The organism is Pseudomonas sp. Lz4W (genome assembly GCF_000346225.2).
Classification (GTDB): Bacteria; Pseudomonadota; Gammaproteobacteria; order Pseudomonadales; family Pseudomonadaceae; genus Aquipseudomonas; species Aquipseudomonas paraversuta.
Window position 1 is genome coordinate 872219 of sequence record NZ_CP017432.1, and the last position, 14378, is coordinate 886596.

Below are 14378 nucleotides of genomic sequence, written 5' to 3' on the forward strand. Positions count from 1 at the left end.
TAAAAATAGTGTTCTGGTGGTCAAGTAAACCGCCCCGGCGTCGATAGTTCTTTAAAGGGAGCACTTACGCGTTCCCATTCAAGGGGCGGTCATTATGAAAAACCTGGCGTTGGGTTTTGCAGCTTGCTCGATTTTCCTCCTTTGTCAGCCGACTCAGGCTCAGACCCTGATCGGCAGTGGCCAGATTCAGTTCCATGGCGCTATTGTCGAGCCGGCCTACGAGCTGGGGCTGGCCAGTAATGTGGACTACGGCGAGTCCGGCCAACTGATTGAAGTCGCGCCGGGTGTGGTCATCGCCATGAATATGGCCTTGCGCAAAGGCCGTGGCAGCGAGCCTCTGTATTCCATGTCTTTCACCGAGCTGAAAAATCCGCCAAACCCCGGCGCAAACCTGTCGTCGGGGAAAAAAGGCGTGGTGACTATTTCCTACCGCTGATTGCTCCGCGGGGAAGGTCAGGCAGGTATACTGCGCGGTCTTGCGCCACCCGGCCTGATCATTTCCCCCGTATTACGGAGCTTTCATGACTACTCCTACACCAACGACCGCTCCTGATGCCGTGGGCACTGAGCAGGTTGACAGCGAAACCGGCCTCGACACCCCGAAAAAACCGGTCATTCCAGCCTTCACCTTTCCGTTCAAGCCTTCGGAGTTTGCCAAGGCCAAGGCCGAAGGTCAGGCCTACTACCAGAAAAGCGGTCTGGGCGGTCACGATAAAACCCCGGGCGCTCCACCCCACGGTACCCGTCGCACCATGGGCAAGCGCTGATTTCAGGTTCTACAGTGCCAGCCGTTGAACCTGGCGCATGCCGTGTTTGTGGTACAGGCGCAAGGCCCGCTGATTGTGCTCCATGACTTTAAGGTCAACCCAGGCTTCATTGCGTTGCCGGAACACTGCAAACACATGGCGCAATAGCGTGCCGCCCAATCCTCGGCCCTGCTGCCGGGGATGCACCACCAAATCCTTGAGGTAGGCGCTGGTCCAGGCCTGGGCAACCGCCACCACCTCGCCTTCGAGCAGCACCACAAAGCACAGTTGCGCATCGTATTCGGCGTCATGCTGCAGGCAGTCTTGCCACTCTTGCAGCGACGGGACACTGCCCTCGCCCTGCCCGTAGCCCTGTACCAGCAAGTCATGGGCGGGTTGCAGCAGCGCTTCGTTGAGCGTCACCAGAGTTACTCCCCGGGGCCACTGTACAGGCTCCGGCGGCTGGTTCAGGTCTTTGCGCAACAGCAGGCAATACTCGCTCATTGAATTCAGTAACCCTGCTCGGCAACCGTGCGCGCGGCCTTGATCAGGCACTGGGTCAGCTCCGGCGACGAGAACTTGGTCAGCACTGCGTTGGCTCCGGCCAGGCGTGCTTTTTCGCTGTTCATGGCACTGTTCAGCGAGGTGTGCAGCAGCACATAAAGATGAGCAAAGTCCGGGGTTTCGCGCACGGTGCGGGTGAAGGCATAGCCATCCATCTCGGACATTTCGATGTCTGACACCAGCACATTGATTTGCTCCGGCGTTCCCTGCAGCTCCAGAAGTCGCTCGATGGCCTCCTTGGCGCTGCGGGCCGTGTGGCAATGCAGCCCCAGGTTGCGCAAAGTAATCACCGACTGTTGCAGCGCGACCTGACTGTCATCCACCACCAGAATCCGGGCCCCGGCCAGCAGTTTGCTGTCTTCGCGGCTGAGGGCCTCGGGGAGGTCTTCGATCCGGGCGGGGGCGATGCCATGAATCACTTTTTCGATATCCAGCACCTGCACCAGCGCCCCGTCGACCTGGGTCACCCCGGTGATATAAGAGCGCTTGCCCGAACCGTAGGGTGGCGGGCGAATGTCGGTGCTCAGGCAGTGCACGATTTTGCTTACCGCCTGTACGTGAAGCCCCTGTTTGGAGCGACTGACGTCGGTGACGATCAGGCAGCCGCCGTCAGGATCAAGCAGCGGTTGTTCGCCGATGGCGCGACTGAGGTCGATCACCGCCAGGGATGCGCCGCGCAATACCGCCACCCCTTTCACGTGGGGGTGCGACTCGGGCATTTTGGTCAGCGCCGGGCAGGGAATGATTTCACTGACCTTCAGCAGATTGATTGCCATCAGCTTGCCGCTGCGCAAAGTGAACAGCAGAAGCGAAAGTGAATCTGCGCGAGCGTTGTTCGATGACATAAAAACCTTCTGGAGGGGCAGTGATACAGGGTTATCGACCTGGAACCGGAATTCTGTAATCGCCGCAGCCCCGTTCCTCGTCAGCGACTACGTTTATTTCAACCCCAGCCGCCTGGCCATCCGCCCGAGGTTGGCCCGGTCCAGCCCCAGCTCCCGGGCCGCACTGGCCCAGTTATGTTGATGGCGTTCAAGGCAGGCACTGATGAGCTGGCGCTGATAATTTTCGGTGGCCAGGCGCAAGTCACCCACGGCGTCCGGTACGGCCTCAGGCTTGGCCATTGCCGGAACAATAGTGGTTGTGGGCAACTGCAGATCGGCCGCGGTCAATGTCAGGATCCGTGGCCGCGGATGGCAGCGGCCCAAGGCCTTGAGCGCGCTGCGACCAATCAGGTGCTCCAGTTCGCGCACGTTGCCCGGCCAGTCGTAATGCAGCAGGGCGGCCTGGGCGTCCGCGCTCAGACGCAAGCTGCCAAGCCCCATACGTGAACGGTTCTGCTCCAGAAAAAAACCGCTTAACAGCAGCACATCACGGCCACGCTCACGCAGGGCGGGGACCTTGAGCGGGTAAACGCTCAGGCGATGATAAAAGTCGGCGCGGTAACGGCCGGCGCGCACTTCTTCTGCAAGATCACGGTTGGTGGCTGCGATCAGCCGCACATCAACCTGATGCTCCTGATCCGAGCCCAGGCGCTGCAACTGTCCGCTTTGCAGCACCCGCAGCAGCTTGGCCTGCACCGTCAGGGACAGCTCGCCCACCTCATCCAGAAACAGGGTGCCACCATTGGCCAGCTCGAACTTGCCCCGTCGATCATGGGTTGCGCCGGTAAAGGCACCACGCACATGGCCGAACAGCTCGCTCTCCACCAGGGTGTCGGGCAGGGCGGCGCAATTGAGGCTGATCAGCGGTTTTTCAGCCCGGGGCGAAGCGGCATGAATCGCCTGGGCCACCAGCTCCTTGCCGACCCCGGTTTCACCGGTGATCAGCACGGTCAGATCGCTGCCGCCCACCAGAGCGATTTCTTCGAGCAGGTGTTTGTGGGCTTTGCTTTGCCCTATCAGTTCTTTATTCGGGGTGCCGTGGGCCTGTCGATAGAGCTCGGCTTTTTGCTGCTCGTCTTCAACCCGTAACGCCAGACGCTCGATACGCCGGGCCACGTTGACCGTGGCGGCGGCCAGGCTGGCAAAGGCTTGCAGGTCGTCCAGATCGATGGGTTCGAAGCGCTTGGGGTCAAGTGCATCGAGGGTCAGCAACCCCCACGGCCGCTCTTCGACAAACAGCGGGCAGCCCATGCAGTCGTGCACTTCGAGGTGCTCGGCCAGTCCGTCGACCAGGCCGTCATAGGGGTCGGGCAGCTCGCAGTTGCCGGGAAAGCGCGTTGGCCCCGGACTGCTGAGCAGCGCTTCAAAGCGCGGGTGTTCACTGATTCGGAAACGTCGGCCCAGGGTGTCGAGACTCAAGCCGTCAACGGCCAGCGGCACCAGCCATTCGCCGTCCAGCCGCAACAGGGCCGCAGCGTCGCAGGGCAACACGGCGCGCAGCGCTTGCAGCAGGCGGCGAAAGCGTTCGCTGTCTGGCAGATCCCGGGACAGGTCGGCCACCAGCGGCAGCAGGGCAGTGAGTAAGGGTTTTGCAGTCATTTTGACCTCATCTAGTCGATATGACTCTAAATCAGGGTGAGTCAAAATGACAATAATGTTTTTATCTTATTGATTTTAAAGGTTTTTATACTTGGCACGAATACTGATAAGTAAAGGGTAATAGTCAAGTCTATGTACTCAGGAGTCACCCTATGCTTACTGCCCAGGACCGTGCCATCGTCAAATCCACCGTGCCATTGCTTGAAAGCGGCGGTGAGGCCTTGATCACCCACTTCTACCGCATGATGCTCGCGGAACATCCCGAAGTCCGCTCGATGTTCAATCAGGCCAACCAGGCCAGTGGTGACCAGCCGCGGGCGCTGGCCACCGGGGTTTTGATGTATGCACGGCACATCGATCAGCTAGACCAGCTGGGCGATCTGGTGGCCCGCATCATCAACAAGCATGTTGCTCTGCAAATCCTCCCCGAGCATTACCCGATCGTCGGCAGCTGCCTGCTGCGGGCAATCGAAGAAGTACTGGGCAGCGACATTGCTACTGCCCAGGTTCTGGCGGCCTGGGGCGCAGCCTACAACCAGCTGGCCGATATCCTGATCGGTGCCGAGGCTGCAATTTACGACGAAAAGGCCGCTGCGCCCGGCGGCTGGAGAGGCGGGCGTGAGTTCAAGCTGGTGTCCCGGGTTGAAGAGAGTTCGGAAATCACCTCGTTCTACTTCCGTCCGGTGGATCAACAGGCGATTCTGGATTGCGCCCCCGGCCAGTACATAGGCCTCAAGCTGATCATCGATGGTGAGGAAGTGCGTCGCAACTACTCACTGTCGGCCCTGGCCCGGGTCGGACGCTATCGCATCAGCGTCAAACGCGAGGCCGGTGGTGTGGTCTCGAACTTCCTGCATGACCGGCTGCAAGTCGGTGACACCCTGGAACTGTTCCCGCCGGCAGGCGAGTTCACCCTGACCCACAGCGAAAAACCGCTGGTATTGATCAGTGGCGGCGTGGGTATTACCCCGACCCTGCCGATGCTGGAAGCCGCGCTGGCCACCCGGCGCCCGATCCACTTTATCCACTGCGCGCGCAATGCCGATGTGCATGCATTCCGTACCTGGGTCGACGAGCTGGCAGCGCAGCACCCGCAGTTGCAGCGCTTCTACTGTTACGCCGAGCAGCATGCTGCGGCGGATCATGTCGGCCTGTTGACCGAAGACGTGCTGGCCCAGTGGTTGCCTGCCGATCGCGACGTGGATGCCTACTTCCTGGGGCCTAAAGGTTTCATGGGCGCGGTCAAACGTCAGCTCAAGGCCCTGGGCGTGCCCCAGAGCCAAAGCCGCTACGAGTTCTTTGGCCCGGCAGCTGACCTGCAATAACCCTGGAATCGCGAAAATCTGCGGGAGCGAGCATTTGCTCTTGAAACAGCTCGCTCCTGCAGGGTGGCAGGGTGGGGCGGGGGTTTAACACTGGATTAATCTGCCTGCGCCACCGTCGCCGCTCCGTTCAGATACCTCCAGGCCGCAGGTCTGGGTGTAAACTGCGGGTTTTACACACTCAGGCTAAGGGAAGCGGGATGACGGAAGACATGATGCGATTGGGCCCGGAAAAGCGCTTTCTGGTCTTGTTGGGGCTGATCTGCCTGGCACTGATCGGCGGCGCGCTGTACATGCAAATCGTGCTCGGTGAGGCCCCTTGCCCACTGTGCATCCTGCAACGCTATGCGTTGCTGCTGATCGCGATCTTTGCCTTTATTGGCGCGGCGATGCCCACCCGGCGCAGCATGACGGTGTTTGAAGTGCTGGTGGTGCTCAGTGCCATTGGCGGAATCGTCGCTGCTGCACGCCACGTCTTTATTCTGGCCAACCCGGCGGTGAGCTGCGGGCTTGATGTGCTGCAACCGATCGTCGATGGCCTGCCCCTGGCGAGCATTTTCCCGCTGGGCTTTCAGGTCGACGGGTTCTGCTCCACGCCATACCCGCCGGTGCTGGGCCTGTCCCTGGCGCAATGGGCGCTGGTGGCCTTTGTGCTGACCGCGGTTCTGGTACCCCTGGGGATTTATCGCAATCGCAACAAGGCCGTTTGAATTAAACCTGCGCCGCCCCGTACTTCGGTCTTGAAGTGCGGGGCGTTTTTTGTCGCCGCTCAAATGTCAACAGCCTGTGATGAAGCCCCGCAAACAGGGGGTGCGACACTGCGACATATTGTCACGGATAAGTGGTCGCAGCCTGTGGCCGGAACTGATTCAGCGCTGAAAAAACCCTGCGCCGGGTACAACTGGCAACCGTCGATTTTCTGAGCGCGGGGGGGCTTGAAAAGGTCCCTTGGTGGCTCCATGAAAATCGCCTGTAGCCCTTTTTATTTGGGCGTTCAGGCGGGTTGGCAGTCATGGGGGCATGCGCTAAAAAGGGGCGCGTATCGACTGCGGCAATGACGTGCTACATGCCGCCGCAAAGGAGGTTTTCCGGCTCGCAGCGTAACAATAAGTAGGGATTGTTACCGTAGCCGAGAAGAATTATTTCTGGATGAGACATGGTTTATAGGGAGCTACCTAACTACAATCGCCCGCACTGAACGTCCAGCCTGCTCGTCCCTGAGCCCAAGCGGGAAGTTGAAGGGCGACTGGGCAGTTCATGACAGGCGTCCCATGCGACTCCCAGGTACTGGCAACCCTTCTAAGTTCCGCACCAAATGGAATTGGTCTGTAACAAGGCCATTGACCACGTATCGAATAAGAAACCACTGCTAACCCGGAATTTGCCTATCTGCCTGATGGTGATAGAGCAGGGCGACATGCAATTCCGGAAAAGAGCCAACCCTTGGCAGGGCGAAGTGTTGGCGAAAAAAACCAACTGCATTGTGCAAGCTGTTTTAGAGGTCGTGAGATGACTAAAAAAAGGTACCCCAGACTCCTTGGCTTATTGCCACTTTTCGGCACGTTGCTGCTGGGAGGTTGCAATTGGACATTGCTCAATCCGGTGGGGCAGGTCGGGATCGAAGAGAAAAATCTGATCATCACCGCAACACTGCTGATGCTTCTGGTCGTGGTTCCGGTCATTGCGATGACTTTTATCTTCGCCTGGAAATACCGTGCGTCGAACACCAAGGCGACCTACGCACCAAAATGGTCTCACTCCACCAAGATCGAAGTCGTGATCTGGACTGTACCTATCCTGATCATCATCGCCCTGGGCATCCTGACCTACAAGTCGACCCACGCGCTGGATCCATATCGTCCGCTCGAATCTGACGTCAAGCCGATTACCATCGAAGTGGTGGCAATGGACTGGAAGTGGCTGTTCATCTACCCGGAACAGGGTATCGCCACTGTCAACAAGATCGTGTTCCCGGCTAACACTCCGGTTAACTTCCGCGTCACTTCCGACACGGTCATGAACTCGTTCTTCATTCCAGGCCTGGGCGGTCAGATCTACGCCATGGCCGGTATGACCACCAAGCTGCACTTGATTGCCAACCACAACGCTGAGCTGGAGGGCATTTCTGCCAACTACAGCGGCGCTGGTTTCACGGGCATGAAATTCAAAGCGATCGCGACTTCTCAGGCTGACTTTGATGCCTGGGTAAGTGAAGTCAAAGCATCACCTAAACAGCTTGAACAAGCTGAATACGAAGCTCTGTCCAAGCCAAGTCAGAACAACCCCGTTGAGCTCTACTCCTCGTTCACCCCGAACCTGTTTCAGAAAATCGTCGACAAGTACGAAGGTATGAATCCAGGCAAGCCGGTGAAACACGAGAAGAAAGAAGTGGCCGGGACCGATGGGTTGGACACGAGTTCGAATTCAGCTGCCGGGGCAGAGGAGTAAACGATGTTTGGTAAATTAAGTTGGGAAGCGGTCCCGTTCCACGAGCCGATTGTCATGGTCACTATTGCCATGATCGCGCTCGGTGGTCTGGCACTGTTTGCAGCAATCACCTATTTCAAGAAGTGGACCTACCTGTGGACCGAATGGCTAACGTCAGTCGACCACAAGAAAATCGGCGTGATGTACATCATCGTCGCCATGATCATGCTTCTGCGCGGCTTTGCCGACGCCATCATGATGCGTACCCAGCTGGCCATGGCCACCGAGGGTTCGCCTGGCTACCTGCCGCCTGAACACTATGACCAGATCTTCACCGCTCACGGTGTGATCATGATCATCTTCATGGCGATGCCATTCTTCACCGGCCTGATGAACCTTGCAGTGCCGCTGCAGATCGGCGCGCGTGACGTGGCCTATCCGTTCCTTAACTCCCTGAGCTTCTGGCTGCTGGTGTCCGGCGTTGTGCTGGTCAACCTGTCGCTGGGCGTCGGCGAGTTCGCCAAAACCGGTTGGGTTGCCTATCCGCCACTGTCGGGCCTGCAGTACAGCCCTGGCGTGGGGATGGACTACTACATCTGGGCGCTACAGCTATCGGGGCTAGGTACGACGTTAACCGGGGTTAACTTCCTGGCGACCGTGCTGAAAATGCGTGCTCCTGGCATGAAGCTGATGGACATGCCGATCTTCACCTGGACCTGCACCTGGGCCAACGTCCTGATCGTGGCTTCGTTCCCGATCCTGACCGCTACCCTGGCACTGCTGACACTTGACCGTTACATGGATTTCCACATTTTCACCAGTGAACTTGGTGGCAATCCGATGATGTACGTCAACCTGTTCTGGGCGTGGGGTCACCCTGAGGTATACATCCTCATTCTGCCGGCATTCGGGATCTTCTCTGAAGTCATCTCGACCTTCACCGGCAAGCGTCTGTTCGGTCACCACTCGATGGTCTACGCCAGCGGCGCGATCTCGATCCTGGGCTTCATGGTCTGGCTGCACCACTTCTTCACTATGGGTTCGGGGGCCAGCGTCAACGCCTTCTTCGGCCTGGCGACGATGCTGATTTCGATCCCGACGGGGGTGAAGCTATTCAACTGGCTGTTCACCATCTATCAAGGTCGTCTGCGTTTCACCAGCCAGGTTCTGTGGACCCTGGGCTTCATGGTGACCTTCGCCATCGGCGGCATGACCGGCGTACTGCTGGCCATTCCGGGTGCTGACTTCGTACTGCACAACAGCCTGTTCGTAATTGCTCACTTCCATAACGTGATCATCGGCGGCGCAGTATTCGGCTACATCGCAGGCTTCAGCTTCTACTTCCCTAAAGCGTTCGGCTTCAAGTTGAACGAATCCTGGGGCAAGGCAGCATTCTGGTTCTGGATCTCGGGCTTCTTCGTCGCGTTCATGCCGCTCTATGCACTGGGCTTCATGGGCATGACCCGTCGTCTGAACGCCAGCACCAACCCTGAGTGGGTGCCTTACCTGTACGTGGCTCTGTTCGGCGCTGTACTGATCGCTATCGGTATCGCTTGCCAGCTGATCCAGCTGTACGTCAGCGTGCGTGACCGCAAGCTGCCACAGAACGCCTGCGAACACGGCGATCCATGGAATGGCCACACCCTGGAATGGTCGACTTCGTCGCCACCTCCTTTCTACAACTTTGCTGTCGTGCCACGCGTTGACACTATCGATGCGTTCACCGAAGCCAAGGAAAACGGCACTGCTTACCAGGCTCCGGCCAAGTACTCGCCGATCCACATGCCTAACAACACTGCTACCGGTGTGTACATGGGTGCTTTGCTGACCGTGTTCGGTTTCGCAATGATCTGGCACATCTGGTGGTTGGCCATCGTTGGTCTGGTTGGCACTGTCGTGGTCTTCGTTGCCCACGCTGCCCGTGACGACCAGGGCTATATGGTGCCGGTTGAGACCATCGAGCGTATCGAGGCCGAGCAGCACAAGCGTCTGGTAGCCGCCAAAGCAATCCCGGCTACCCGTGTTGAAACCAAGTTGGAACAGGCTTAAACCATGTCGAACTTAGCGACCACTGCTGGACACGCTCATGGTCACGACCATGAGCACGAGGAACACCACGACGCGGGCGAGACCACCGTATTCGGTTTCTGGCTCTACCTGATGACCGACTGCATTTTGTTCGCGTCGATCTTCGCGGTATATGCAGTTCTGGTTAACAACGTAGCGGGTGGCCCGTCGGGCCACGACATCTTCGAGCTGCCTTACGTACTGGGTGAAACCGCCCTGTTGCTGTTCAGCTCGATCACCTACGGCTTCGCCATGCTGGCGTTGTTCAAGGGCAAGAAACAGCAGGTATTGTTCTGGCTAGCCATGACGTTCCTGCTGGGCGCCGGCTTTATCGCCATGGAAATCAACGAATTCCATCTGTTGATCTCCGAAGGCTACGGCCCTAGCCGTTCAGGCTTCCTGTCCGGGTTCTTCACCCTGGTCGGTACCCACGGTCTGCACGTGACCAGCGGTCTGATCTGGATGGCGATCATGATGTATCAGGTGCAGAAGAATGGCCTGACGTCGACCAACAAGACCCGTCTGAGCTGCCTGAGCCTGTTCTGGCACTTCCTGGACGTGGTCTGGATCTGCGTATTCACCGTTGTTTACCTGATGGGGACTTTGTAATGGCTAACGCACATTCCGACGGCGCCAACCACGGCAGCGTGAAGTCCTACGCAATTGGCTTCATCCTGTCTGTAATCCTGACTGTCATTCCGTTCGGCCTGGTGATGTACCCAAGCCTGCCGAAAATGACCACCCTGGCGATCGTGCTGTTGTTCGCCGTGGTGCAAGTAGTTGTTCACCTGGTGTACTTCCTGCACCTGGACCGCTCGGCGGCACAACGCAACAACGTCACGGCGCTGGTATTTGCCGCGATGGTTATCGTTCTGCTGGTGGGCTTGTCCCTGTGGATCATGTTCAGTATCCACACCGAAATGATGGCGAAGTGAGGTAAAACCCGATGTCCTTCAAGCACTTTATCCAAATCACCAAACCGGGGATCATTTTCGGTAACGTGCTTTCTGTGGCAGGCGGGTTTTTCCTGGCCTCGAAGGGGCATTTCGATCTTGCCCTCTTCCTGGCCGCGGTAATCGGCACCTCCCTGGTGGTTGCGTCCGGTTGCGTGTTCAACAACTGCATCGACCGCGACATCGACATCAAGATGGACCGCACCAAGAACCGGGTACTGGTACAAGGTTTGATCTCCCTCAAGGTGGCATTGATCTACGCCACCTTGCTGGGGGTTGCCGGCCTGGTACTGCTGTATCGCGTGGCCAACCCGCTGGCGGCATTGTTCGCCGCGATCGGCTTCGTGATCTACGTCGGTCTGTACAGCCTGTACTTCAAGCGCAAGTCGGTTCACGGCACGCTCATAGGCAGTCTGTCGGGTGCAATGCCGCCGGTTATCGGCTACGTCGCAGTCAGCAATAACTTCGACATGGCCGCGCTGACCTTGTTGGTGATGTTCAGCCTGTGGCAGATGCCGCATTCCTACGCCATCGCGATCTTCCGCTTCAACGATTACCTGGCCGCATCGATTCCGGTGTTGCCAGTGAAGCGCGGGATCAAGGTTGCCAAGAAGCACATCCTGCTCTACATCCTCGCGTTCCTGATCGCGACCCTGATGCTCACCCTTGGCGGTTACGCCGGCATGAGCTACATGGCCGTGGCAGCTGCGATGGGCATGTACTGGCTGTACATGGCGTGGACCGGTTACAAGGCGGTCGACGACAAGGTCTGGGCACGCAAGCTGTTCGTGTTCTCGATCTTCACCATTACCGCCCTGAGCGTCATGATGTCCCTGGACTTCAAAGTGCCTGCTGAGTTGTTACTGACTTACGCGCACTGAGTTAGCCAGATCAAAAAAGCCCCGCCTTCGAAAGAAGAGCGGGGCTTTTTTTTGCCGCCGATTCCTGTGGCTCAGGGGTTTAACCGGGTTGCCGCATTATCGGCATAAGGCCGCAGCACGCTCAGCAGCAACCCGCTGGCCAGCAGGTAGCTGCTGGCACAGATCACCAGCGACCAGCGCAGCGCATCCACCCCCAGGGCGGGCGTCAGATGGTCGCTCAGTACCCCCACCGCCAAGGGCCCGAAACCCGCACCCAGGGCCATGATCCCGAAGTTATACAGGGCAATCATGGTCGCCCGGCGCTCAGGGGCGACCAGCTGGGCGATGGCGGTGTAGCTCGGTGCCATCCACCACATGCCGAACACTGACATGCCGAACATGAAGACAGCGGCTTGCGGTACTTGCAGCGCCCCCAGCGACCAGGGATTGCCCGCCGGGTAAAGGGCAAACGCAATGGCCATAGGGCAGGCGATCAACGCCCCGACAATGGGCACACCCAGTTGCCAGCGGCTGTCATGCCGGGCCAGGCCTGCGCTCAGCCAACCGCTGGAAAGTGAACCGATAATGGCCCCCGGCCCGGCAGCGAGGCCCATGATGATCCCGGCGTCCTTGAGGCTCAGGCCGTGGCTGCGCACCAGAAAGGCAGTGCTCCAGATGCTGAAGGCGTAACTGGCAAAGGCCAGCAGGGCTCCGGCCATGGCAATCCGGACAAAGGTTGTGCACTGCCAGGCGGCTCGCATCACCTGCATCAGGCTTTCATGGGGTAAGTCGGGGCGTGACTGGCTGGCTTTTTCCCAGAGTCCGCGCAACGGCTCGGTCGCCGTAAAGCGCAGCAGCACGGCGGCAATGATCCCCGGAACGGCCATCCAGATAAACGCTTCGCGCCAGCCGTGGTAATACGCAATCCAGGCTCCCAGGCTCATGCCCAGCAGGGCGCCGATGGGAGCACCGAGCATGAACACGCTGATGGCCTTGGATCGCTGCTGCGGTGGATACAGATCCACGATCATCGACATCGACGCGGCACCGCTGCCGGACTCGCCTACAGCGACACCGATGCGGGCCAGTGCCAGGCTCAGGAAGTTCCCGGAAAACCCGCAGAGCATGGCCATGACGCTCCAGAAAGCACAGCACCAGCCAATCAGATTGCGTCGGTTGCCACGGTCGGCGTAGCGTCCCAGGGGGATCGCAAACACACAGTAGATCAACGCAAAAGCCAGGCCGGTGAGCAGACCGATCTGGGTGTCGGAAACCTGAAACTCGGCCTTGACCGGTTCAATCACCACGCCCATGACCTGGCGATCAATCAGGCTGACAGCCGAAATCAGGAACAGCACAAACAAGGTGTAATGACGGCGAAATCCGCTGACCTGGGTGTTCATCATTTCAATCCTGTGCGGCAGTGTTGATGGTTGAGGGTGTTACAGCTGCGGGCGCCGAGCGGCCCAGGGGCTGGCCAGTTCGAGTTGCCCGGCCAGTTGCAGCAACAGGTCTTCGCGGCACAGGCCAGCGGTAAACATCATGCCCACGGGCAAGCCCTCAGGGCTGGTGCCCAGCGGCACCGACATCGAAGGCTGGCCACTGACATTGGCCAGCACGGTGTAGCCGATGCTGGCGACGACACCCTGAATATAATCCCCATAGTCCTGGTCCAGGCTGGCGAGCCCCAGCTCGGGGGTGACACTGCTGGTGACCGGGCTGAGCAACAGATCGTAGTCGTTGAATACATGCTCCATGCCACTGCCGATCAGTTCAAAGGCGCGTCGCGCACGGTACAGGCTTTCAGCGCTGAGGGCGGTGGCGTCCGTCAGTAAATGACGACTGATACGCTCCAGCTCATGGGGGTGAAAGCTGCGGCCCAGCACCGCTTCGCGATCACGTACGGCGGCCAGCAGGGTTGCCGCACCGACAGTCCCGTGGGCGCTGTATAGCTGTTGTGGATCAATCGGCAGCGTCAAAGGCGTAACCCGGTGTCCGAGGCTCAACAGCAATTCAACAGTACTGTGCAGAATCGAGCGGATATCGGGGGCCAGTTCAATGCCGGTCATGGCCTGATCAACCACGCCAATGCGCAACGAACCGGGGGCTCGCCCCACGGCTTCGCTGAAACTCCCGGTCTGCGGTGCCAGCCAGTACGGGCTGCCATATTCGTGACCGTGGCTGGCATCCAGCAACAGCGCCGAATCGCGCACGCTGCGTGACACCACATGCCCGCAACTGGCACCGAACCAGCCTTCAAAGGCCTGTGGCCCCTGGGGGTTGCGGTAGCGGGTGGGCTTGAGGCCAAACACCCCGCAATAGGACGCCGGGATGCGGATCGAACCGCCGCCGTCGGTGGCGTGGGCCACCGGCACTATGCCTGCCGCCACGGCCGCTGCCGCCCCTCCCGACGAGCCACCGGCACTGTGGGCCAGGTTCCACGGGTTACGGGTCTGGCCCCACAGCGACGACTCGGTGGTGGTGCTCAGGCCAAATTCGGGGCTGGCGGTTTTGCCGAAAATCAGCATGCCTGCGTCCTGATAGCGCTGGACGATGGTGCTGTCAAAGGTGGCAGGCGGCGCGTCTGCCAGTAGCCGCGAGCCATTGCTGGTCACGGTGCCCCGCAGGTGGGTGTTCAGATCCTTGAGCAGCATCGGCACCCCGGCCAGAAGCCCCGAGCGTTCTGTACCGGTGGCACGGCGTGCCTGCAGGATCGTCGCAGCATGGTCGTCATGGCGCATGTTCACGGCGTTGATCTGCGGGTTGACTGCATCGCAGCGGGCTTGCGCCCCATGGAGCAGTGCCTGGCCCGAGAGTTCGCCGCAGCGGACCGCTTCGGCCATGGCCGTGGCGTCCAGCGACAAGTAGTCAGCGGCGGATAATTGATTCACTTCAGTGCTCATGTTTTCTGGCCTCGCGAAAGGATTTCGCCCTGCAGGTGACGGGGCGAAATCAG

Annotated in this window: 14 protein-coding genes; 9 read left to right on the forward strand and 5 right to left on the reverse strand. The window is 59.2% G+C overall.

The genetic code is table 11. The features are described 5' to 3' along the window. Window positions 1-94: 94 nt before the first annotated feature. Both B195_RS04205 and B195_RS04210 read left to right on the forward strand, forming a co-directional pair. Window positions 95-436 carry a hypothetical protein gene (locus tag B195_RS04205; RefSeq protein WP_003443561.1) on the forward strand — a complete coding sequence of 114 codons (342 nt, stop codon included), beginning with the start codon at window positions 95-97 and terminating at the stop codon, window positions 434-436. An 85-nt stretch (window positions 437-521) separates the two neighbouring features. Continuing rightward, window positions 522-767, forward strand: a complete 246-nt coding sequence (locus B195_RS04210; protein ID WP_029612219.1) for a hypothetical protein — start codon at window positions 522-524, stop codon at window positions 765-767. A 9-nt stretch (window positions 768-776) separates the two neighbouring features. Here the strand turns inward: B195_RS04210 and B195_RS04215 are convergent, their stop codons facing one another. The 3 genes from B195_RS04215 to norR form a co-directional block, all read right to left on the reverse strand. Next, window positions 777-1250 carry a GNAT family N-acetyltransferase gene (locus B195_RS04215; RefSeq protein ID WP_003443557.1) on the reverse strand — a complete coding sequence of 158 codons (474 nt, stop codon included), beginning with the start codon at window positions 1248-1250 and terminating at the stop codon, window positions 777-779. Window positions 1251-1255: 5 nt separating this feature from the next. After that, window positions 1256-2155: a chemotaxis protein CheV gene (locus B195_RS04220; protein WP_003443555.1), complete on the reverse strand. Its 900-nt coding sequence runs from the start codon at window positions 2153-2155 to the stop codon at window positions 1256-1258. A 93-nt stretch (window positions 2156-2248) separates the two neighbouring features. Then, window positions 2249-3793, reverse strand: a complete 1545-nt coding sequence (norR, locus tag B195_RS04225; RefSeq protein WP_003443553.1) for a nitric oxide reductase transcriptional regulator NorR — start codon at window positions 3791-3793, stop codon at window positions 2249-2251. A gap of 152 nt (window positions 3794-3945) precedes the next feature. On the opposite strand from norR, the gene hmpA reads away from it, so the two are divergent. The 7 genes from hmpA (at window position 3946) to cyoE (ending at window position 11443) form a co-directional block, all read left to right on the forward strand. After that, window positions 3946-5118: an NO-inducible flavohemoprotein gene (hmpA, locus tag B195_RS04230; protein WP_003443551.1), complete on the forward strand. Its 1173-nt coding sequence runs from the start codon at window positions 3946-3948 to the stop codon at window positions 5116-5118. A gap of 197 nt (window positions 5119-5315) precedes the next feature. Beyond that, the gene (locus tag B195_RS04235; protein WP_003443547.1) at window positions 5316-5825 is read left to right on the forward strand and encodes a disulfide bond formation protein B; all 510 of its coding nucleotides are present in this window, start codon (window positions 5316-5318) and stop codon (window positions 5823-5825) included. A 799-nt stretch (window positions 5826-6624) separates the two neighbouring features. Then, window positions 6625-7563 carry a ubiquinol oxidase subunit II gene (gene cyoA, locus B195_RS04245; RefSeq protein ID WP_003443541.1) on the forward strand — a complete coding sequence of 313 codons (939 nt, stop codon included), beginning with the start codon at window positions 6625-6627 and terminating at the stop codon, window positions 7561-7563. A gap of 3 nt (window positions 7564-7566) precedes the next feature. Further along, window positions 7567-9591, forward strand: a complete 2025-nt coding sequence (gene cyoB / locus B195_RS04250; RefSeq protein ID WP_003443538.1) for a cytochrome o ubiquinol oxidase subunit I — start codon at window positions 7567-7569, stop codon at window positions 9589-9591. Window positions 9592-9594: 3 nt separating this feature from the next. Then, window positions 9595-10218 carry a cytochrome o ubiquinol oxidase subunit III gene (locus B195_RS04255; RefSeq protein ID WP_003443536.1) on the forward strand — a complete coding sequence of 208 codons (624 nt, stop codon included), beginning with the start codon at window positions 9595-9597 and terminating at the stop codon, window positions 10216-10218. Next, window positions 10218-10544, forward strand: coding sequence for a cytochrome o ubiquinol oxidase subunit IV (gene cyoD, locus B195_RS04260; protein ID WP_003443534.1), 327 nt, complete (start codon window positions 10218-10220; stop codon window positions 10542-10544). The genes B195_RS04255 and cyoD overlap by 1 nt, the downstream gene beginning before the upstream one ends. An 11-nt stretch (window positions 10545-10555) precedes the next feature. Next, window positions 10556-11443, forward strand: a complete 888-nt coding sequence (gene cyoE / locus B195_RS04265; RefSeq protein WP_003443531.1) for a heme o synthase — start codon at window positions 10556-10558, stop codon at window positions 11441-11443. A 71-nt stretch (window positions 11444-11514) separates the two neighbouring features. Here the strand turns inward: cyoE and B195_RS04270 are convergent, their stop codons facing one another. Beyond that, window positions 11515-12828 (reverse strand): MFS transporter, encoded by a 1314-nt coding sequence (locus B195_RS04270; RefSeq protein WP_232286831.1) that lies wholly within the window; start codon window positions 12826-12828, stop codon window positions 11515-11517. A gap of 36 nt (window positions 12829-12864) precedes the next feature. Then, window positions 12865-14325: an amidase gene (locus B195_RS04275; protein ID WP_003443524.1), complete on the reverse strand. Its 1461-nt coding sequence runs from the start codon at window positions 14323-14325 to the stop codon at window positions 12865-12867. Window positions 14326-14378 lie beyond the last annotated feature (53 nt).